Origin of the sequence: Paenibacillus sp. FSL R5-0490 (assembly GCF_001956215.1) — a bacterium.
Classification (GTDB): domain Bacteria; phylum Bacillota; class Bacilli; order Bacillales; family Cytobacillaceae; genus Cytobacillus.
The window spans coordinates 85,101-103,355 of record NZ_MRTQ01000004.1 but is presented as its reverse complement, the minus strand read 5'-3'; the positions used below and the strand labels follow the sequence as shown (position 1 = coordinate 103,355).

19 protein-coding genes and 1 pseudogene are annotated in these 18,255 nt (G+C 44.9%); 2 read left to right on the top strand and 18 right to left on the bottom strand.

Translation table 11 applies throughout. The annotated features are described in order from the left end of the window. Positions 1-4 precede the first annotated feature (4 nt). The 10 genes and pseudogenes from BK139_RS04575 to BK139_RS04530 form a co-directional block, all read right to left on the bottom strand. Positions 5-1,522: an NADH-quinone oxidoreductase subunit M gene (locus BK139_RS04575; protein WP_076257142.1), complete on the bottom strand. Its 1,518-nt coding sequence runs from the start codon at positions 1,520-1,522 to the stop codon at positions 5-7. Then, positions 1,519-3,387 (bottom strand): NADH-quinone oxidoreductase subunit L, encoded by a 1,869-nt coding sequence (gene nuoL, locus BK139_RS04570; RefSeq protein ID WP_076257140.1) that lies wholly within the window; start codon positions 3,385-3,387, stop codon positions 1,519-1,521. The genes BK139_RS04575 and nuoL overlap by 4 nt, the downstream gene beginning before the upstream one ends. A gap of 131 nt (positions 3,388-3,518) precedes the next feature. Next, positions 3,519-3,833, bottom strand: a complete 315-nt coding sequence (nuoK, locus tag BK139_RS04565) for an NADH-quinone oxidoreductase subunit NuoK (protein ID WP_035327883.1) — start codon at positions 3,831-3,833, stop codon at positions 3,519-3,521. Next, positions 3,830-4,351: an NADH-quinone oxidoreductase subunit J gene (locus tag BK139_RS04560; RefSeq protein WP_048007953.1), complete on the bottom strand. Its 522-nt coding sequence runs from the start codon at positions 4,349-4,351 to the stop codon at positions 3,830-3,832. The genes nuoK and BK139_RS04560 overlap by 4 nt, the downstream gene beginning before the upstream one ends. Beyond that, complete coding sequence (gene nuoI, locus BK139_RS04555) at positions 4,348-4,767, bottom strand: NADH-quinone oxidoreductase subunit NuoI (protein ID WP_035327886.1); 420 nt, start codon at positions 4,765-4,767, stop codon at positions 4,348-4,350. The genes BK139_RS04560 and nuoI overlap by 4 nt, the downstream gene beginning before the upstream one ends. A gap of 206 nt (positions 4,768-4,973) precedes the next feature. Then, positions 4,974-5,981, bottom strand: coding sequence for an NADH-quinone oxidoreductase subunit NuoH (nuoH, locus tag BK139_RS04550; protein WP_048007952.1), 1,008 nt, complete (start codon positions 5,979-5,981; stop codon positions 4,974-4,976). Next, entirely contained in the window at positions 5,981-7,081 is a 1,101-nt protein-coding gene (locus BK139_RS04545) for an NADH-quinone oxidoreductase subunit D (protein WP_076257138.1), read from the bottom strand. Before BK139_RS04545 ends, nuoH begins: the two co-directional genes overlap by 1 nt. A 3-nt stretch (positions 7,082-7,084) precedes the next feature. Further along, a pseudogene (locus BK139_RS04540) lies at positions 7,085-8,068 on the bottom strand (NADH-quinone oxidoreductase subunit C); the annotation flags it as partial. Between the two features lie 33 nt (positions 8,069-8,101). After that, positions 8,102-8,614, bottom strand: a complete 513-nt coding sequence (locus BK139_RS04535; protein ID WP_035327895.1) for a NuoB/complex I 20 kDa subunit family protein — start codon at positions 8,612-8,614, stop codon at positions 8,102-8,104. After that, on the bottom strand, positions 8,605-8,979 hold the full coding sequence (locus BK139_RS04530) for an NADH-quinone oxidoreductase subunit A (protein ID WP_035327896.1): 375 nt from the start codon (positions 8,977-8,979) through the stop codon (positions 8,605-8,607). Before BK139_RS04530 ends, BK139_RS04535 begins: the two co-directional genes overlap by 10 nt. Positions 8,980-9,508: 529 nt before the next feature. Between BK139_RS04530 and BK139_RS04525 the strand changes: the two genes are divergently transcribed. Next, on the top strand, positions 9,509-10,231 hold the full coding sequence (locus BK139_RS04525) for a LysM peptidoglycan-binding and 3D domain-containing protein (protein ID WP_076257134.1): 723 nt from the start codon (positions 9,509-9,511) through the stop codon (positions 10,229-10,231). Positions 10,232-10,293: 62 nt separating this feature from the next. Here the strand turns inward: BK139_RS04525 and BK139_RS04520 are convergent, their stop codons facing one another. Beyond that, positions 10,294-10,521, bottom strand: a complete 228-nt coding sequence (locus tag BK139_RS04520) for a hypothetical protein (RefSeq protein WP_076257132.1) — start codon at positions 10,519-10,521, stop codon at positions 10,294-10,296. A gap of 206 nt (positions 10,522-10,727) precedes the next feature. On the opposite strand from BK139_RS04520, the gene BK139_RS04515 reads away from it, so the two are divergent. Then, the gene (locus BK139_RS04515) at positions 10,728-10,916 is read left to right on the top strand and encodes a hypothetical protein (protein WP_076257130.1); all 189 of its coding nucleotides are present in this window, start codon (positions 10,728-10,730) and stop codon (positions 10,914-10,916) included. Between the two features lie 134 nt (positions 10,917-11,050). Here the strand turns inward: BK139_RS04515 and ftsZ are convergent, their stop codons facing one another. The 7 genes from ftsZ to BK139_RS04480 all read right to left on the bottom strand — a co-directional run bounded on the left by ftsZ (position 11,051) and on the right by BK139_RS04480 (position 18,131). Further along, positions 11,051-12,217 (bottom strand): cell division protein FtsZ, encoded by a 1,167-nt coding sequence (gene ftsZ / locus BK139_RS04510; RefSeq protein WP_076257128.1) that lies wholly within the window; start codon positions 12,215-12,217, stop codon positions 11,051-11,053. Between the two features lie 335 nt (positions 12,218-12,552). After that, a complete protein-coding gene (locus tag BK139_RS04505) occupies positions 12,553-12,960 on the bottom strand; it encodes a F0F1 ATP synthase subunit epsilon (protein ID WP_035327916.1) in 408 nt (135 codons plus the stop codon). 22 nt (positions 12,961-12,982) lie between these two features. Beyond that, positions 12,983-14,404, bottom strand: coding sequence for a F0F1 ATP synthase subunit beta (gene atpD / locus BK139_RS04500; RefSeq protein ID WP_076257126.1), 1,422 nt, complete (start codon positions 14,402-14,404; stop codon positions 12,983-12,985). 195 nt (positions 14,405-14,599) lie between these two features. After that, entirely contained in the window at positions 14,600-15,457 is an 858-nt protein-coding gene (locus BK139_RS04495) for a F0F1 ATP synthase subunit gamma (RefSeq protein ID WP_076257124.1), read from the bottom strand. An 86-nt stretch (positions 15,458-15,543) separates the two neighbouring features. After that, on the bottom strand, positions 15,544-17,052 hold the full coding sequence (atpA, locus tag BK139_RS04490; RefSeq protein WP_076257122.1) for a F0F1 ATP synthase subunit alpha: 1,509 nt from the start codon (positions 17,050-17,052) through the stop codon (positions 15,544-15,546). A gap of 24 nt (positions 17,053-17,076) precedes the next feature. Beyond that, the gene (locus BK139_RS04485; protein ID WP_035327929.1) at positions 17,077-17,613 is read right to left on the bottom strand and encodes a F0F1 ATP synthase subunit delta; all 537 of its coding nucleotides are present in this window, start codon (positions 17,611-17,613) and stop codon (positions 17,077-17,079) included. Further along, positions 17,610-18,131 carry a F0F1 ATP synthase subunit B gene (locus BK139_RS04480; RefSeq protein ID WP_076257120.1) on the bottom strand — a complete coding sequence of 174 codons (522 nt, stop codon included), beginning with the start codon at positions 18,129-18,131 and terminating at the stop codon, positions 17,610-17,612. Before BK139_RS04480 ends, BK139_RS04485 begins: the two co-directional genes overlap by 4 nt. Between the last annotated feature and the right edge of the window lie 124 nt (positions 18,132-18,255).

Sequence of the window (18,255 nt, the reverse complement as noted above, 5' to 3'; positions counted from 1 at the left end):
TTCATCACCCTCCTATCCCAAGCATGATCGTTTCAAGTGTTGAGGTCAGCGGTTCGCTCAGCACACTTGGATAAACACCAATCAGGACAATTAAGCCGACTAAGACCAGGACAGGCACGAACTCAAACTTTTTCATATCCGTTATGCCGGCAAAGTCCCGATGCGCTTTGCCGTATGTGATACCCAGGACCGCGCGAAGCAGGTAAACAGCTGTCATAATGATTCCGATTGTACCGACCGCAGCGAGAATCGGCATTTCTTTAAACAGGCCAAGGAAGGCCATAAATTCACTCACAAACCCTGACATGCCAGGCAGGCCAAGGGAGGCCATTGCCCCTGCAAGAAGGAAGCCTGCCGTAATAGGCATCCCTTTTGCCAAACCACCGAGATTTTGAATGCTGGAGGTTTGAAAGCGTTCATAAAAGACACCCACAAGGAAGAATAATAGTGCTGCGATTAAACCGTGAGAAACCACCTGGAAAATCGCCCCCTGCATTCCTGCCTCATTTAATGCGCCTAACCCGATTAAAACGATTCCCATGTGGGAAATAGAAGAGTAGGCAAGCACCATTTTAAAATCGGTCTGAACAAACGCCAGAAACGCTCCATACAGTAAATTCACGACTCCAAGCACAGCCAGCCATACAGCAAGGCTTTGGAATTGCTCAGGAAATATTCCCATCCCGAAGCGGATTAAACCGAATGCCCCTATTTTCAAAAGTACTCCCGCATGCAGCATGACGATTGATGGCGGAGCTTGTACGTGGACCCGCACCATCCAGCTGTGCAGCGGGAAAATCGGAAGCTTTACACCAAATGCAATTAAAAGCGCAATCAGCATGCCCATTTTCATATTTTCAGAGATTGGCGCAACAAGCTGCGGGTTATCCGCGTTCATTGCGGCCATCAAAGCATCAATATTGGCTGTGCCAGTACGGGCAAACAGTACCATAATGACAATCAGCAGAACAGCAGATCCAAGCCCGTTATAGATCAGGAAGCTGTATGCCGCATTTTCTTTTTCATAGTAACCCCATTTCCCAATCAGGAAGAAGGTCGGAATTAATGTGATTTCAAAGAAAATAAAGAAAAGAATCAGGTTTTCAGCGGCAAATACACCCAGCATGCCGACTTCAAGCAGCAAAAACAGCATGAAGTAACCCTTCCATTCTTTTTTAATATGAATAGAAGCAATCGCTGCAAGTGTAGAAAGTACAGCTGTCAGGACAATCATGATCAGGGAGAATCCATCCAGCCCCAATTCATAATCAATGGAAAAAAGGTTTCCAAGCTGGCCGGAATCGCCAAACTGAATCCAGCTTACTTTTTCATTCAGCTGTTCCAGACCAGCACCTGCCCGGTATTGAAAATAGGCGATTAGCGCCAATATCAGCGCAGGAAGCGTGGACAGAAAGCCAACTGTCTTGATCAATGATTCCTGCGTTCTCGGCAGGAAAGATAACACTAAAATACCAAGCAGCGGGGAGAAAACTAAAATGGATAGAAAATAAGCTAAGTTCATTTTAAGTACCCCCCTGTAAACGCATAGATGACAACTAAAATAGCCAGGCCGACAAACGCCACTGTTCCATACGTCTGAATTTGGCCGTTATGGAATTTTGAACCAAGTTTTCCGAGTGCAGACGTGATGCCAGTTACACTCTTTACAAGGCCTTCAACCAGGAATACTTCCAGGAAGCGCAGGAATGAGCTGATGAATTTCGCCCCATTCACTACGGTCAGCGAATAGAATTCATCGATATAGTATTTATTGTACAAAACACGGTATGAAAGCGGCATTCTGCTTGTCAGCCAATCGCGTGAAAGCGAGTGTTTGCCGTACATTAGCCAGGCAAGGAAAATTCCAAGCAGGGATACTGCAGTTGCAACAATCATAATCCATGCAGGCCCTTCAATATGGCCATGGCCAAGTGCATGGTTATCTTCTACCAGCCAATCTCCTAGAAATGTTCCAAACCATGGTGTATTCACATATCCAGCTACTATAGCCAGAACCCCAAGCACTGCCATTGGCAATGTCATAACACTTGGCGATTCATGAACATTTTTCATATCACTTCTTGCTTCACCAGTGAACACCATAAAGAACAGGCGGAACATATAAAATGCCGTAAAGAATGCGGCAATTACCGCAAGCCAGAACAGCACCGTGTTCCCGTGTGCCCAGGCAGCGATTAATATTTCATCTTTACTGAAGAATCCTGAAAATAATGGCACACCGCTGATCGCCAGTGTTCCGATCAGGAACAGAGGGCCAGTTATGCGCAGCTTTTTCCACAGACCGCCCATATGTTCAATGTTCTGTGTATGAACGGCATGGATGACACTTCCTGCTGCAAGGAACAGCAAAGCCTTGAAAAAGGCGTGCGTCATTAAGTGGAACACGCCGGCTACATATCCGGCAGAACCCAGAGCCAGCATCATATAGCCGAGCTGGCTGACGGTTGAATAAGCGAGCACCCGCTTAATATCCTTCTGAACCAAGCCGATGCTTGCTGCAAAGATGGCTGTGAAGGCCCCAATGACAGCAACAGTCATCAGTGCTGTTTCACTTGCTGCAAACAGCGGGAATAGCGCCGCCACTAAATACACACCTGCCGCTACCATTGTCGCTGCATGGATTAATGCGGAGACTGGCGTCGGCCCTTCCATTGCGTCAGGAAGCCATGTGTGCAGCGGGAACTGGCCTGATTTGCCGACAGCCCCTACAAAAATAAGAATCGCTGTTAATGTAATCATTGTGCCTGAAACGGCACCCGCTTCAACTGCTGCAAAAATCTCATCATACTCAAAGCTGCCAGCCTGCCAGAATAATAGAATCATTCCGATCAAAAGGCCGACATCTCCGATACGCGTCATGATAAATGCCTTTTTGGCCGCAGCCTTTGCTTCCTCTTTGTAAAAATAGAAACCGATCAGCAGGAAAGAACCAAGTCCGACAAGCTCCCAGAAGAAATACGTCTGAAGAAGATTAGGCGAGATAACAAGGCCCAGCATGGCAAATGTAAATAACCCTAAATAGGCATAGAAAACAGGAAAACGGTCATCCCCCTGCATATAGCCTTTCGAATACGTATGTACCAGGAAACTGACAAGTGAAACAATCACCAGCATCAGTGCATTTAACTGATTAACTTCAAAACCCGCTGTTAACTGAACATCCCCTATAGTCAGCCAAACGCCTTCTGCTTTATAAGTTGGTGCCGAAAACCGGTCAACCAGCACCAATATGGAATAGACAAGCGATGCCAGGGTAAACAGAATCCCAATATAAGCACTCGCTTCTTTTAGCCGTTTGCCGAATAAAATAAGGAACAAAAACGATAAAAGCGGGAAAAGCGGTATGATCCATGCATTCTCCATCATTATCACAATCCCCTTTTTTGAACACACCCTATTGCACGGCGTGCCAGATTGGGACCTTATGAACAGGTCCTTTCAGGCGGGTGGCCGCCTTTTCAATTCTCAGCCAGCCTGGCTGCATTTTTACAGTATTTTTAGTGCTTCATAGCATCCATTTCATCAATGTTAACGCTCTTTTTGTTACGGTAAAGTGAAATCAGAATTGCTATTCCAACTGCCACTTCTGCTGCGGCAACCGCAATAACAAATAGCGTAAAAATCTGTCCGGTAATGGACGGTGTGATGCCATATTTACTGAATGCCACTAGATTAATATTAACCGCATTCAGCATCAGTTCGATTGAGATCAGGACAATCACAGTATTGCGCTTAGTCAAAGCACCATACAGACCGATGCAAAAGAGGATTAAAGCCAATGCCAGGTATGCTTGAACGGGAACTGTACTCATTCCTTTTCAGCCTCCTTTTCATCGTCTTTTTTAGCCAAGACAACGGATCCAATCAAAGCGACCAATAATAGGACAGATGTTACTTCAAACGGAATAATGAATTTTGAGTAAAGTTCAATTCCAATTTGCTCAGTATTATTGACATGAAGGTCATTCGGCGCTGACGGCAAATCAAGGTTATAAATTCCGATGTAGACCGCGAAAGCGAAGCCAAGAACCCCCACGAATACTAACAGCTTACGCCAGCGGCCGGTTTTGGGCTCGCTTGTGTCGTTATGGCGTGTCAGCATGATCCCGAACAGCATGATGATGGTAATCGCTCCAGAGTAAATCAAAATCTGGACCGCAGCCAGGAATTCAGCTGAAAGCAGCACGTAAATTCCGGCGATGCTTACAAATGTAAATACAAGAGCGACAACCATATGCACAACTTTGGTAAGGTTCAATAAAAGCACGCCGCCGATGACCGCAACTAAAGCTAGAGACATAAACGCTAAAAACTCACCTGAAAACGTCATGCTTTATTCACCTTCCGTATATTTTCATCATTTTCATCGAGCCATTCAAGGTTTTTAAACAGCTCATCACGGCTATATTCCGCCAGTTCAAAATTATTGGTCATGATAATCGCTTCGGTTGGGCATACCTCTGTACACAAGTCGCAAAGGATGCAAATTTCGAAGTTGATATCATAGGTATCAATGATTTTCCCCTTTTTAGCAGGGTCCGGATGCTTTTTCCCTGTCAGCTCGATACAATCGGTGGGACAAATATTTGCACACTGATTGCAGACAATGCATTTTTCAGGGTAAAACTTTTGAATTCCCCTGAACCGGTCCGGAAGCGGAAGCGGCTCATTCGGGTAATCATAGGTTACCTTTTTGCGTGTCAGGTTTTTAAGGGTATACGATAATCCTTTCGCTAAACCAAGCATGTTTTTCACCCCTTGTTAAGAAATGCGGAAGCGCCTTGCCCACCCCCGACAGGCATAAGACGGTTCCTGTAAGAAGGCGTTCTTTCTTCTGAAAGGAAACGGCTTATGACCCCGAGTCCCTAGGAGCCGCAACTAGACAAGCTTGAGACCTCGAGGGGGTAGGCGCTAGAGCTAGACAATTATCGAAGTGCTATGGCTGTTCCTCATTAAAATATATTAAGCCACTCTTTCAGCAAAGCTGTTAAGAAAATATTCGCAAGTGCTACCGGCAGCAGAACCTTCCAGCCAAATTCCATGAGCTGGTCTGCACGGAGGCGCGGGAATGTAACTCGAAACCAGACTAAAACAAAGATTACAGCCGTAAACTTAAGCGCAAACCAGACGGCACCCGGAATGAACTCCAGGAACGGCAGCGGCAGCCACCCGCCAAGGAATAGTACGGTTGTCAATGAAGCCATGGCAAAGAAGTATACATATTCCGCAAGCATGAAGAACGCCCAGCGGAAGCCGGAGTATTCAACATGGAAACCGGCGACCAGCTCTGATTCTGCTTCAGGCAAGTCAAATGGAACACGGTTCAGCTCCGCTGTGGAAGCAATCAGGAATACGATGAAAGCAATAGGCTGCCAAATAATGAACCAGCCATTTTTTTGCGCTTCAACAATTTCATTCAGGTTTAGACTGCCTGTTAAAAGGATAATGCCTAATACAGACATTACGAGCGGAATTTCATATGAAATCATCTGTGCAGCGGCACGCATTCCGCCAAGCAATGCATATTTATTATTGGAAGCCCATGCCCCTGTGACAATACCGACTGTTGTCAGCCCTGAAATGGCGATGTAATACAGCAATCCAACTCCAATATCAGCAAACTGCAGTTTGTCTGTAAATGGAATTGTCGCCAGCACCATGAATGCCGGTGCAAAAGCAATAACCGGTGCAAGAATAAACAGCGGCCTGTCTGCAAGCTTAGGAATGGTGTCTTCTTTTAAAAGAAGCTTTAATACGTCAGCAACGGTCTGCAGAAGCCCCCAGCGTCCGCCGACCTGATTCGGGCCGTGGCGCAGCTGCATAAATCCCATGACTTTACGCTCCGCCAGAATGGCGTAAGTAACAAATCCCAAAACGACTAATAGTAAAACGGTGGCAAGCAAGAAGAAAATACCGAAATTCAGCAGACCTGCTTCGGAATGGAGAAGTTCTTCTACCATTAACCGTCCACCTCCCCAAGGACAATATCAATTGCCCCTAAAATAGCAATCAAGTTCGCAATGTTTTCGCCTTCAAGCAATTTTGGGAGAATCTGAAGATTATAGAATGATGGCCTCCGGAATTTCATCCGGTATGGTTCCTTCTTTCCATCACTCGCGATATAGCAGCCAATTTCTCCCCTTGGAGATTCGATTCTGACAAACGCTTCCCCTTTTGGCGCTTTGATGATTTTCGGCACTTTCGCCAGAATATCGCCTTCTGCCGGGAATTGCTCCACCGCTTGTTCAAGGATCTTTAGTGATTCTTCTATTTCCTGCATGCGCACATGATACCTGGCCCACGCATCCCCGCCGTCCTGAACCGCCACATCGAAATCAAAGCGATCATAGATGGAGTATGGCTCATCTTTGCGAAGATCCCATTTTACGCCTGTGCAGCGCAGATTTGCACCGCTTAGCGAGTAGTTTAAAGCATCCTCTTTCGTATACTTCCCTACCCCTTTGACACGGTTCATGAAAATTTCATTTCCGGTTACCAGCTGATGGTAGCCTTTGAGCTGTTCACGCATATATGGAACAAACTCCCTTACTTTATCAACCCAGCCCTCAGGAGCATCCCATTTAACGCCGCCGACACGCATATAGTTAAACGTTAAGCGGCCTCCGGATATCTCATTCAGCATATTGATAATCATTTCACGCTCTCTGAATGCATACAGGAATGGGCTTGTTGCCCCAATATCCAGTAAATATGTACCCCACCATACAAGATGGCTGGCAATCCGGCCAAGCTCCATCGTAATGATCCTCAGATATTCGGCCCGATCCGGAATTTTCAAATCCATCATCGTTTCAACCGCATGGACAAGGATATAATTATTCGTCATGGCGGCAAGATAGTCCATTCGATCTGTATAAGGAATAATTTGCGTATACTGCAGGTTTTCAGCCAATTTCTCCGTTCCGCGGTGCAGGTAGCCGATGACCGGTTTCGCCTCTTTGATGATCTCCCCGTCAATTTTCAGAACCAGGCGAAAAACACCGTGCGTACTTGGATGCTGAGGTCCAACATTCAATAGCATTTCTTCTGTTCGCAGCATTGGTTACACCTCCACATCGTACGGTTCATAGTCTTTTCGCAGCGGATGCCCGATCCAGTCTTCCCCCAGCATAATCCGGTATAAGTTAGGGTGCCCTTTGAATTTGATTCCCAGCAAATCATATGCTTCACATTCCGGCCAATTGGCTCCTGCCCATAACGGCTGCAGTGAATCAATCACCGGCTCATCGCGGTCAACCTTAACCTTCAGTGCAACAGATTGGCGGTTTTTGTATGAGTATAAGTGAGCATACACTTCCATGTGTGTCTCAAAATCGGTGCCATGAAGCTCTGACAGATAATCAAAGCCAAGCTGTTCATTATATTTCAGGAACTCTGCCAATTTAAAATAGGATTCAGCTCTGGCGACCAAAGTCGGCACTTCCTTGGAAAGATTATTAATATAGTACTCTTCAAGAACCTCAGATCCCAGATTTTTTTCAATTACCTTCACATATTTATCAAGATAAGGCTGATTAACGGATGGAGCTTTCTCTGCAGCTGGTTCAGCGTCAGCCTTGCTTCCGGCAGCTTTAGCCTTCGCTGCGGCTGCGGCCTTTGCTTTCGCGGCTGCGATTGCCTTGGCCTTTTCGTCATCAGCTGATCCGTCTGCTTTGCCTGCTGCGGCTAATTTTGCTTTTGCTGCGGCGGCGGCTTTGGCCTTGGCGGCTGCAATCGCTTTTGCCTTTTCATCGTCCCCGCCTGCTTGTTTTGCTTGAGCTGCTGCTTTCGCCTTTGCGGCGGCGGCAGCTTTGGCTTTTGCGGCTGCAATCGCTTTTGCCTTTTCGTCATCCCCGCCTGCTTGTTTTGCTTGGGCTGCTGCTTTCATTTTAGCCAGGGCGGCTGCCTTCGCCTTCGCGGCTGCGGCGGCTTTTTGCTTCGCCAGATCCATGTCTTCTGCAGGTGTTTCTTCCTTTATTTCTCCCTGCTCTTTCGCTTTCATTTTAGCCAGGGCGGCTGCCTTCGCTTTTGCTGCAGCTTCTTTTTTCAGCTGTTCAAGATCTTTTTCTCCGCTCATAGGTTAGATCACCTTCTTCCCAGTCTTAGCCTCATAACGGATTTTCTCTTTTAACTTATTAATTCCATAAATCAATGCTGCCGGGTTCGGCGGGCATCCTGGTATGTATACATCAACAGGGACAATCTGGTCGACCCCTTTAACAACTGAGTAAGATTTCACATATGGCCCTCCAGCAGTTGCACAGGAGCCCATCGCGATTACCCATTTTGGTTCAGGCATCTGATCATAAAGACGGCGGACAATAGGTGCCATTTTCTTTGTTACTGTACCTGAAACAATCATGACATCAGACTGACGGGGAGATGTACGGAAAAAAGATCCAAAACGGTCCAAATCATAATGCGATGAACCTACACCCATCATTTCAATGGCACAGCAAGCAAGCCCGAAGGTCATTGGCCACAATGAATTGCTCCGCGCCCACGCTTTAATCTGTTCCAAAGTTGCCATAAACACATTGCGCTGCAGTTCTTCCATTTCTTCCGGTGTAATATTATCCAACTTTAAATCCATTTCAGCACCTTCTTTTTCCATGCATAAACAAGTCCAATTATTAACATAAATACAAAAATCAGCATCTCAATCAATGCAAAAATACCAAGCTTCTCATATGCCACTGCCCATGGGTACAAAAATACTGTTTCCACATCAAAAATGACAAACATCAGGGCAAAAATATAATAGCGGACATTGAACTGCACCCTCGAATCATGGAATGGCTCAATCCCGCTCTCATATGTGGTATACTTCGTATCATATGGCTTATAGGGCCGCAAAAGCTTTCCCAAAAACAAAGCCACCACAGGCAGCAATACGCCCAGGCATAAAAACACGAAAACTATCAAATAGTTATTCTGGTATAAATTCCAAAGCTCCATGCCCATCCCCTCCAATGCTGAAAATTTTCACAACATTTAAACATGTAACCGTAACCATTATACACCCTACTCTCCCATGTGTCGACACAACCTCAGACTATTATTGGAAATTCTCAATGGACGCATAATTGGATCTCCGGGAGAGAATTTACATAGCCAATTTTGACACATCTTCCTTAAATTATATGAGCTTGCCCCCTGTCAATATCCATTAAATTCTTCATTATATTCATCTATCATTAAAAAATAAATTTTCTGCAGTGTCAGTGAGATATGTAACACACCGAGAGAAATTTTCTATCTTACTCAATGGAAAAACTTTCTATTTAAACCATCTTAAGGTTTGAATATATCAAATATGACCATATCTAAGGCTTTTCGTCCATCTAGTATGAACATTATGATGGTTTTCCATTTCTTCGTTAATTTCCTGAAATGTGCGTAATTTAATTATAACCTCTCTGTTCTTTTACTCAGAATTTTCTGTGCTAGCATAATAATTGTCAACCAAGTTTATAGGAGGTTAAACATGAAAAAGTATCTTTATTATCTGCTCGCGAGCTTAATCATCTGGAGCACAGCAGGTGTAAGCGCATATGCAGAAGAAGTAACTGTAAATAAAGGGGATACCCTATGGTCCATAGCACAAAAACACGAAGTGTCCGTTCAGGATATTAAAAACTGGAATGGCCTATCAGGGGATCTGATCCACCCAAATGACCAGCTTGATGTTTCACCTGAAGAAATATACATAGTAGAATCCGGTGATACTCTCTGGAATATTGCCAAAACATACAATATAAGTGTACATAACCTTAAGAAGTGGAATCAGCTGAAATCCGATTTTATTAAACCTGGATTAGAGCTAATCATCTATAAAAATGAATCAATGAAAAAAGAAGCTGCTAATCCTAAGACCGTCGTAAAAGCAGCGAACACTAATGAGCCTGCAGCAAAAGAAGGAAAAGTTCTGACTGTCACTGCAACTGCCTATACAGCGAGCTGTGAAGGATGTATCGGCATTACAAAAACAGGAGTCAATCTTATCGATAACCCGGATGAAAAAGTAATTGCTGTTGATCCGGACGTAATTCCTTTGGGTTCAAAAGTATTTGTAGAAGGATATGGCTATGCAACTGCCGAGGATATTGGCGGCGGAATTAACGGACATGAAATTGATGTGTTTATTCCTGGAGAACAGGATGCACTGCATTGGGGAAGAAAAGATGTAAAGGTTACTATCCTTAATTAAAACAAAGAGGTCTCTCACTGCAGGGACCTCTTATTTCAATTGCTCTATTCATTTATAGGCTGCTAATGGATCAAGTGTGTTTCAGATATCCGGCAAAAAGCTTTTAATAGATTTTGCATACATCGAATCCGGATCGCTTCGTCAAATAAGAACACATTGAATATCTCCGCTTCAAGCATAAGGAATACTTTCATCGCAGCATCATCCTTATTGCGTATATGATTATTTGTAAAATAGCTGATTAATTCTCTTTCATAATATTCTACCGTTCCAAATAATACAGTCGACAAGGATATCACCCCCTGGTTTTCTTAAACCTTGTCTTCTAAGTTGATACTATATGACTCTATTCAACGAGTTTCAACAAAATCTGACACTTTTAACAAAATAGTTAAGATGGCAATTCCTTTTTAATATAAATGAAATATAGCTGTTTCCTTTGAAATTAATTTTTGTGATAAAGTTATATTAAGAGCTTAGATTAGGAGAATTACTTATGACTAAAAACAACTGCCCAGCTATTCAAAAATTCGATGAGCTCGTTACTAAAAGCAATGAGCTAAAAAGGGAGCTGGATGTCACTCCTTTTGAAGATAAACAAAAGTTCATGAGCCTTCTAAAAAAACTCATGACCGTTCATAAGAATTTGGATCAGTTAACCCTATATGACCAGACAAAGTACTAAAATAAATGAAGGACAGGCATTTGCCTGTCCTTTCTTCATGTATCAGCTTCAACCACTCACCCACCAACATATCAACCATCAATAAATCCACCAAAAAAACAGGCTGCCCTCTATATGGCAGCCTGTTTCTATCATTAGCGTCTTCTGCGGTTTCTAAGGAACGCCGGTGTATCAAGTGACTCTTCCTGCGGGTCAGCCTGCACACGATAGTTATCCTGCACCGATTCCCGATATTCCCGGGGCTCTCTGACCGGCCGGCGATTGCTTGGTTCTTCTGCATAATGATATGTAGGTTCATATTCTTTTTCTACAGATGGTCTTGTACTCGGTTTCGCCCTTAACTCCTCTTGTTCATTGAAGCCGGTAGCGATAACCGTAACAAGAATTTCTTCTTTTAAGGAATCATTAATGACCGAACCAAAAATCATATTCACTTCTTCATCTGAAGCAGAAGCAACAATATCTGCAGCCTCCTGCACTTCATATAAGCTGATATTTGCTCCGCCTGTAATGTTCATGATAACGCCACGGGCTCCGTTAATGGACGTTTCAAGCAGCGGGCTTGAAATGGCTTTACGGGCTGCTTCAGCCGCACGGTCCTCCCCAGTGGCGATTCCGATCCCCATCAGTGCTGTTCCTTTATGGGACATTACTGTTTTGACATCGGCAAAATCAAGATTGATTAAACCGGGAACGGCAATAAGGTCTGAAATGCCCTGAACGCCCTGGCGAAGAACATTATCCGCTTCCATAAACGCTTCAAGCATAGGTGTTTTCTTATCAATAATCTCCAATAAGCGATCATTTGGAATAATAATTAGCGTATCAACAGCCTTTTTCATGGCTTCGATGCCTGCATCAGCATTGGCTGCACGTTTGCGTCCTTCAAATTTGAAAGGACGGGTTACGACACCAATGGTCAGTGCACCCACTTCACGTGCAATGCGTGCAATAGCAGGAGCAGCACCTGTTCCGGTTCCGCCGCCCATTCCGGCAGTAACGAATACCATGTCAGCACCCTTCAGCACTTCACGAAGCTGGCTTTCACTTTCCTCAGCTGCTTTTCTGCCCACTTCAGGATTAGCCCCAGCACCCAGGCCCCTTGTTAAGGCTGCACCGATTTGCATGGTTACTTCTGCCTTTGATTGATTTAGAGCTTGTCCATCTGTATTTACAGCGATAAACTCTACTCCCTCAACTCCATGTTCGATCATCCGATTTACAGCGTTATTCCCCCCGCCGCCGACTCCGATGACTTTGATCGTAGCGTATTGGTCTATATTTGTATCAAACTCCAGCATTGCGGCTCCTCCTTTTATTTCAAATAGACTTGCATGATAGCTTTAAAAAAGAGAGTAACCTTTAAAGGTTTACTCTCTTCTATTGTAAAGGCCTATATAAAAGAATTCGAGTGATTTATCTCTTTTTTGGGGCAATTTTCTTAAAATTTGGGTGGTAAATATTTCTGAATCAAAAGCTCCAGCGCCTTGCTCACCCCCGACACCTCGAGGGGGTAGGCGCTGGAGCTAGATGCAGACACTCTTCCACAGAGTTATTCACATTGTTCAATTTTGTAATTTCCTATACAAAAACAAAAACACCTCCCAGCTAGGCCAGGAGGTGTTATGAATTGTTATTAGAACTTTCTTTCCGAAACTTCGATACGGTTGATCGCACGCTGCAGTGCAAGCTCTGCACGGCGGAAATCAATGTTTTCACGCTTCTGCTCATTCAGGCGCTGTTCAGCACGCTGCTTGGCGCGAACGGCACGCTCTACATCAATTTCATCTGCCTGCTCAGCAGATTGCGCTAAAATCGTTACCTGCTCCGGACGGACTTCAAGGAATCCGCCGCTTACTGCGACGAAATCAGTTTTTCCGCCGTTTTTTAAACGAACGGCTCCAATTTGTAACGGTGCAACCATTGGAATGTGTCCAGGTAAAATTCCAAGCTCACCGCTTTGAGCTTTTGTGCTTACCATTTCCACATCTGATTCATACACCGGGCCATCGGGAGTAACAACACTGACTTTAATCGTCTTCATTTTTTACCCTCCTGGTCCAGAATTAGACCTCTACGCCCATTTTCTTTGCACTCTCGATTACTTCTTCGATTCGGCCGACAAGTCGGAATGCATCTTCTGGCAGGTGGTCGTACTTGCCTTCAAGAATATCTTTGAAGCCTTTAACTGTTTCTTTAACAGGTACGTATGAACCTGGCTGGCCAGTAAACTGCTCAGCAACGTGGAAGTTTTGTGATAAGAAGAACTGGATACGGCGCGCACGTGCTACGATTAGCTTGTCTTCATCAGAAAGCTCATCCATACCAAGGATCGCAATGATATCCTGAAGTTCTCTGTAACGCTGTAATGTCTGCTGTACCTGGCGTGCAACTGAGTAGTGCTCTTCGCCAACGATTTCCGGTGACAATGCACGGGAAGTGGAAGCAAGTGGATCCACCGCAGGGTAGATACCCATCTCAGAAAGCTTACGCTCAAGGTTAGTTGTTGCATCTAAGTGGGCGAAAGTTGTAGCCGGAGCCGGATCCGTATAGTCATCGGCTGGTACGTAAATCGCCTGGATCGACGTAACAGAACCTACGTTAGTAGATGTGATACGTTCCTGTAATTTACCCATTTCAGTAGCAAGTGTCGGCTGGTAACCAACGGCAGATGGCATACGGCCTAATAGGGCTGATACCTCTGAACCTGCCTGTGTGAAACGGAAGATGTTATCCATGAAGAAAAGAACGTCCTGTCCCTGGTCATCACGGAAGAATTCTGCCATAGTCAAACCAGTCAGGGCAACACGCATACGCGCTCCCGGCGGCTCGTTCATCTGGCCGAATACCATCGCTGTTTTCTTGATAACGCCTGAATCCGTCATTTCATGATAAAGGTCATTACCTTCACGCGTACGCTCACCAACACCGGCAAATACAGAAATACCGCCGTGCTCCTGAGCGATGTTATTGATCAATTCCTGGATTAATACGGTTTTACCTACTCCGGCACCACCGAACAGACCGATCTTACCACCTTTAATGTATGGAGCAAGAAGGTCTACTACCTTAATTCCAGTTTCAAGAATTTCTACTTCAGTAGAAAGCTGCTCAAACTTAGGAGCCTCTCTGTGAATAGAATCACGACGTGCATCTGCTGCGATTGCAGGATCTAAGTCGATTGATTCACCAAGCACGTTAAATACACGTCCAAGTGTTACATCACCTACTGGTACAGAGATAGGAGCACCCGAGTCAATAACTTCACTTCCGCGCTGTAAGCCGTCAGTAGAAGACATTGCAATGGTGCGGACTGTATCATCACCTAAATGAAGGGCAACTTCAAGGGTTAAGTTGATGGCAACTTCAGATTCGTTACGCGCTGGGTTTGTAACAGTCAATGCATTATAGATCGCAGGTAGCTGGCCGCTTTCGAACTTTACGTCAACAACCGGACCCATAACTTGAAGAACGCGTCCTTTGTTCATCTTTTTCCCTCCTCTTTCATTTCACGTAATGGGAGAGTACAGGCAGGACCCGTTCTCCTCATTTCGTTTGTGTCTAGCTCCAGCGCCTAGCCCCTCGAGGTCATAAGCCAATCCCTTCCGGAAGGAAAGAACACCTTCCAAAAGGGCTCGTCTTATGCTTGTCGGGGCTGACCGAGGCGCTTCCGCTTTTCGTTTTTATTCTAACGCGGCTGCTCCGCCGACGATTTCGGTAATTTCCTGCGTGATAGCTGCCTGACGGGCACGGTTGTAGCTTAAGCTTAACGAGTTGATAAGCTCTTTAGCGTTATCCGTTGCATTCTGCATCGCTGTCATCCTTGCAGCATGTTCACTTGCCTTACTGTCTAAAAGCGCTCCGTAGATTAAGCTTTCAGCGTATTGAGGCAGCAATACTTTTAAAATTTCTTCAGCGGAAGGTTCAAACTCATAAGATGTAAGCTTTGTCGAGCTGGAGATATCCGTAAGCGGAAGAAGCTTCTTCTCTGTTACATCCTGTTGAATCGCGCTGACATAATGGCTGTAATACATATATAATTCATCAAATGTCTCATCAGCGAACATGCCAACTGTTTTGCTGGCAATATCCTTGATTTCAGCAAATGCAGGCTGGTCCGCAACAGCAACAATATCCAGAATGACGTTCATATTGCGCTTTTTGAAAAAGTCACGGCCCACACGTCCGACTGCAATGATTGCATACTCATCCGGTGATTTATGGCGCTTTTGAATTGTCTGGTAGACATTTCGCAAAACGTTACTGTTATAAGCTCCCGCAAGTCCGCGGTCAGAAGTGATTACGAGGTAACCAGTTTTCTTGACTGGGCGGCTGGTCAGCATTGGATGTGATACATCTTTGCTTCCCAAAGCGATGCTTGCCGTAACTTCCTGGATTTTCTCCATATAAGGCACGAATGACCTTGCATTCATTTCCGCCTTATTCATTTTCGCAGCCGATACCATCTGCATTGCTTTTGTAATTTGACTCGTTTTCTTCGTAGAAGTAATACGATTTTTTATATCGCGTAATGATGCCACAGGTTCTCACCACCCTTATACAAGTTTGTCAGAACCGAATGCGAGCTGCTTAGATGGGGAGCACTTCCCCATCCAGGCAATCTCCATTATTCGGATACTGCGAAAGTTTTCTTAAAGTCGTTAATCGCAGATGCCATATCGTCATCAGAAGGAAGTTCTTTTGTAGTCACGATATGGTCTAACAAATCTTTGCGGTTATGGTCTAACCATGAAAGGAATTCAGATTCGAAACGACGAATATCCTGTACAGGAATGTCATCTAAGAAGCCGCGAGTTAGAGCGTAAAGGATTGCAACCTGCTTCTCAACTTTTAACGGCTTGTTAAGATCCTGCTTTAGAACCTCTACTGTACGGGCACCACGGTTAAGTTTAGCCTGTGTTGCTTTATCAAGGTCAGAACCGAACTGGGCAAATGATTCAAGTTCACGGTATGAAGCAAGGTCAAGACGCAGTGTACCTGCAACCTTTTTCATTGCTTTGATCTGTGCAGATCCACCTACACGTGATACAGAAAGACCTGCGTTGATCGCCGGACGTACACCGGAGAAGAATAGGTCAGACTGAAGGAAAATTTGTCCGTCAGTGATTGAGATAACGTTTGTCGGAATGTAAGCAGAAACGTCGCCTGCTTGTGTTTCGATAAATGGAAGCGCAGTGATTGAACCTGCACCTTTCGCATCACTTAGCTTTGCAGCGCGCTCTAATAAGCGGCTGTGCAAGTAGAATACGTCCCCTGGATATGCTTCACGGCCTGGAGGACGGCGCAATAGCAATGAAAGCTCACGGTAAGCAGAAGCTTGCTTTGTCAAGTCATCATACACAACAAGAACGTGCTTGCCGTTGTACATGAACTCTTCACCCATTGTTACACCGGCGTAAGGAGCCAGGTATAGCATTGGAGCAGGCTGTGATGCAGATGCTGTTACAACGATTGTGTAATCAAGCGCACCTTGCTTACGAAGTGTTTCTACTGCATTACGAACTGTAGATTCTTTTTGTCCGATTGCCACATAGATACATACCATATCCTGATCTTTTTGGTTCAGGATTGTATCGATTGCAACGGATGTTTTACCTGTTTGACGGTCACCGATGATTAACTCACGCTGTCCGCGGCCGATTGGCACAAGTGCGTCAATCGCCTTGATTCCTGTTTGAAGCGGCTCGTGTACGGATTTACGATCCATAACACCTGGTGCCTGGCTTTCAATCGGACGTGATTTTGTTGTGTTAATTGGTCCCATGCCATCTACTGGCTGTCCAAGAGGGTTTACTACGCGGCCGATAAGTTCTTCACCAACCGGTACCTCCATGATGCGGCCCGTACGGCGTACTTCATCGCCTTCACGGATTTCTGTAAATGGTCCTAAAATGATAATACCGACGTTATTTTCTTCAAGGTTTTGTGCCATACCCATAACGCCGTTTGAAAATTCAACAAGTTCTCCAGCCATGACATTGTCGAGGCCATGAGCACGAGCGATACCGTCACCAACAGAGATAACCGTACCTACATCACTCACTTGAATTTCCGACTGATAGTTTTCGATTTGCTTTTTTATCAGCGCACTGATTTCTTCAGCATTGATGCTCATGAGTTTCACCCCTATCTACGAATCTTAGCCTAACAATTGACGTTCAAGACGCTCTAGCTTCCCGCGCAAGCTGCCGTCGAAAATCCGGTTTCCGATTCGAAGCTTGATGCCGCCGAGCAAGTTAGTATCAACTATATTGTCAATACGAAGTGATTTTTTTCCAACCTTAGCTGCAAATGACACAGATAATGCTTCCTTCTCTGCTTCAGATAGCGGACGGACAGTGTATACTTTTGCATCCGCAATTCCTTTTTTGTCATTCGCCAGGCTTATAAAATGATCTGCCACATCAGAGATATGATCTTCACGGTGGCGTTCAATTAATATCATTAATGTGTTTAGTACAAAGGTGTTCACAGATGCAAATGCTTCTTTTAAAATCTCTTTTTTCTTCTCGATTGAAAGCTTTGGAGATTTCAAAACAGACTTTAAATCTGAGTTATGGTTTACTACTTCTTTCACTGCACGAAGCTCTTCTTCCATTTGGTCAAGAAGCTGGTGTTCATTCGCAAGCTGGAAAAGAGCCAACGCGTAGCGCTTTGCTACTGTGGAGCCCGTCATCGCTTTTCTCCTGCCTCTTGAATGTATTCATTGATCAGCTTTTCCTGATCAGCTGCACTTAGTTCCTTCTCGATAACCTTGGAAGCAATTAGGACAGACAATGAAGCGACCTGCTCGCGGATAGCGGCAACCGCCTGTTCTTTCTGCTGCTCGATTTCAAGCTTTGCAGATTCCTTAATGCGCTCAGACTCAGTGCGGGCAGCCGCAACGATCTCCTCACGCTGAACATCGCCTTGTTTCTTCGCATTTTCGATAAGACCCTGCGCTTCTGTACGTGCTTCTTTTAAAAGACTTCTTTGCTCTTCTAAAAGTTTCTTTGCTTCTGTACGGCTTTCTTCTGCCGCTTGAATTTCACTGGCAATGTGCTCTTCACGCTGCTGCATAATGCCCATTAACGGACCCCACGCGAATTTTTTCAGCAATGCCAACAAGATAATGAACATGACCAGCTGGTACAAAATGTCCCCGCCGTTAAAACCGCCGCCTGCAGCGCCTAATACTAGACTGTTTGTTAACACCCTCGATTCACTCCCTTCAAGAGTTGTTCCACTTATGAAACGGAGTCATATGCATGATTCCGAATTAGTTTACGGTAAAAAAACATAAAGGAATGGCGAAGGTTCATGGAATGATCTTCGCCAT

What these genes read in the sequence shown, in the direction of transcription:
- ftsZ (WP_076257128.1), bottom strand. Translation starts at nt 12,217, where the DNA reads ATGCTGGAGTTTGATACAAATATAGACCAATACGCTACGATCAAAGTC.
- BK139_RS04515 (WP_076257130.1), top strand. Translation starts at nt 10,728, where the DNA reads ATGACTAAAAACAACTGCCCAGCTATTCAAAAATTCGATGAGCTCGTT.
- BK139_RS04560 (WP_048007953.1), bottom strand. Translation starts at nt 4,351, where the DNA reads ATGACGTTTTCAGGTGAGTTTTTAGCGTTTATGTCTCTAGCTTTAGTT.
- BK139_RS04535 (WP_035327895.1), bottom strand. Translation starts at nt 8,614, where the DNA reads ATGGATTTAAAGTTGGATAATATTACACCGGAAGAAATGGAAGAACTG.
- BK139_RS04575 (WP_076257142.1), bottom strand. Translation starts at nt 1,522, where the DNA reads ATGAACTTAGCTTATTTTCTATCCATTTTAGTTTTCTCCCCGCTGCTT.
- atpA (WP_076257122.1), bottom strand. Translation starts at nt 17,052, where the DNA reads ATGAGCATCAATGCTGAAGAAATCAGTGCGCTGATAAAAAAGCAAATC.
- BK139_RS04485 (WP_035327929.1), bottom strand. Translation starts at nt 17,613, where the DNA reads ATGACGGGCTCCACAGTAGCAAAGCGCTACGCGTTGGCTCTTTTCCAG.
- BK139_RS04505 (WP_035327916.1), bottom strand. Translation starts at nt 12,960, where the DNA reads ATGAAGACGATTAAAGTCAGTGTTGTTACTCCCGATGGCCCGGTGTAT.
- nuoL (WP_076257140.1), bottom strand. Translation starts at nt 3,387, where the DNA reads ATGATGGAGAATGCATGGATCATACCGCTTTTCCCGCTTTTATCGTTT.
- nuoI (WP_035327886.1), bottom strand. Translation starts at nt 4,767, where the DNA reads ATGCTTGGTTTAGCGAAAGGATTATCGTATACCCTTAAAAACCTGACA.
- BK139_RS04530 (WP_035327896.1), bottom strand. Translation starts at nt 8,979, where the DNA reads ATGGAGCTTTGGAATTTATACCAGAATAACTATTTGATAGTTTTCGTG.
- nuoK (WP_035327883.1), bottom strand. Translation starts at nt 3,833, where the DNA reads ATGAGTACAGTTCCCGTTCAAGCATACCTGGCATTGGCTTTAATCCTC.
- BK139_RS04545 (WP_076257138.1), bottom strand. Translation starts at nt 7,081, where the DNA reads ATGCTGCGAACAGAAGAAATGCTATTGAATGTTGGACCTCAGCATCCA.
- atpD (WP_076257126.1), bottom strand. Translation starts at nt 14,404, where the DNA reads ATGAACAAAGGACGCGTTCTTCAAGTTATGGGTCCGGTTGTTGACGTA.
- BK139_RS04525 (WP_076257134.1), top strand. Translation starts at nt 9,509, where the DNA reads ATGAAAAAGTATCTTTATTATCTGCTCGCGAGCTTAATCATCTGGAGC.
- nuoH (WP_048007952.1), bottom strand. Translation starts at nt 5,981, where the DNA reads ATGGTAGAAGAACTTCTCCATTCCGAAGCAGGTCTGCTGAATTTCGGT.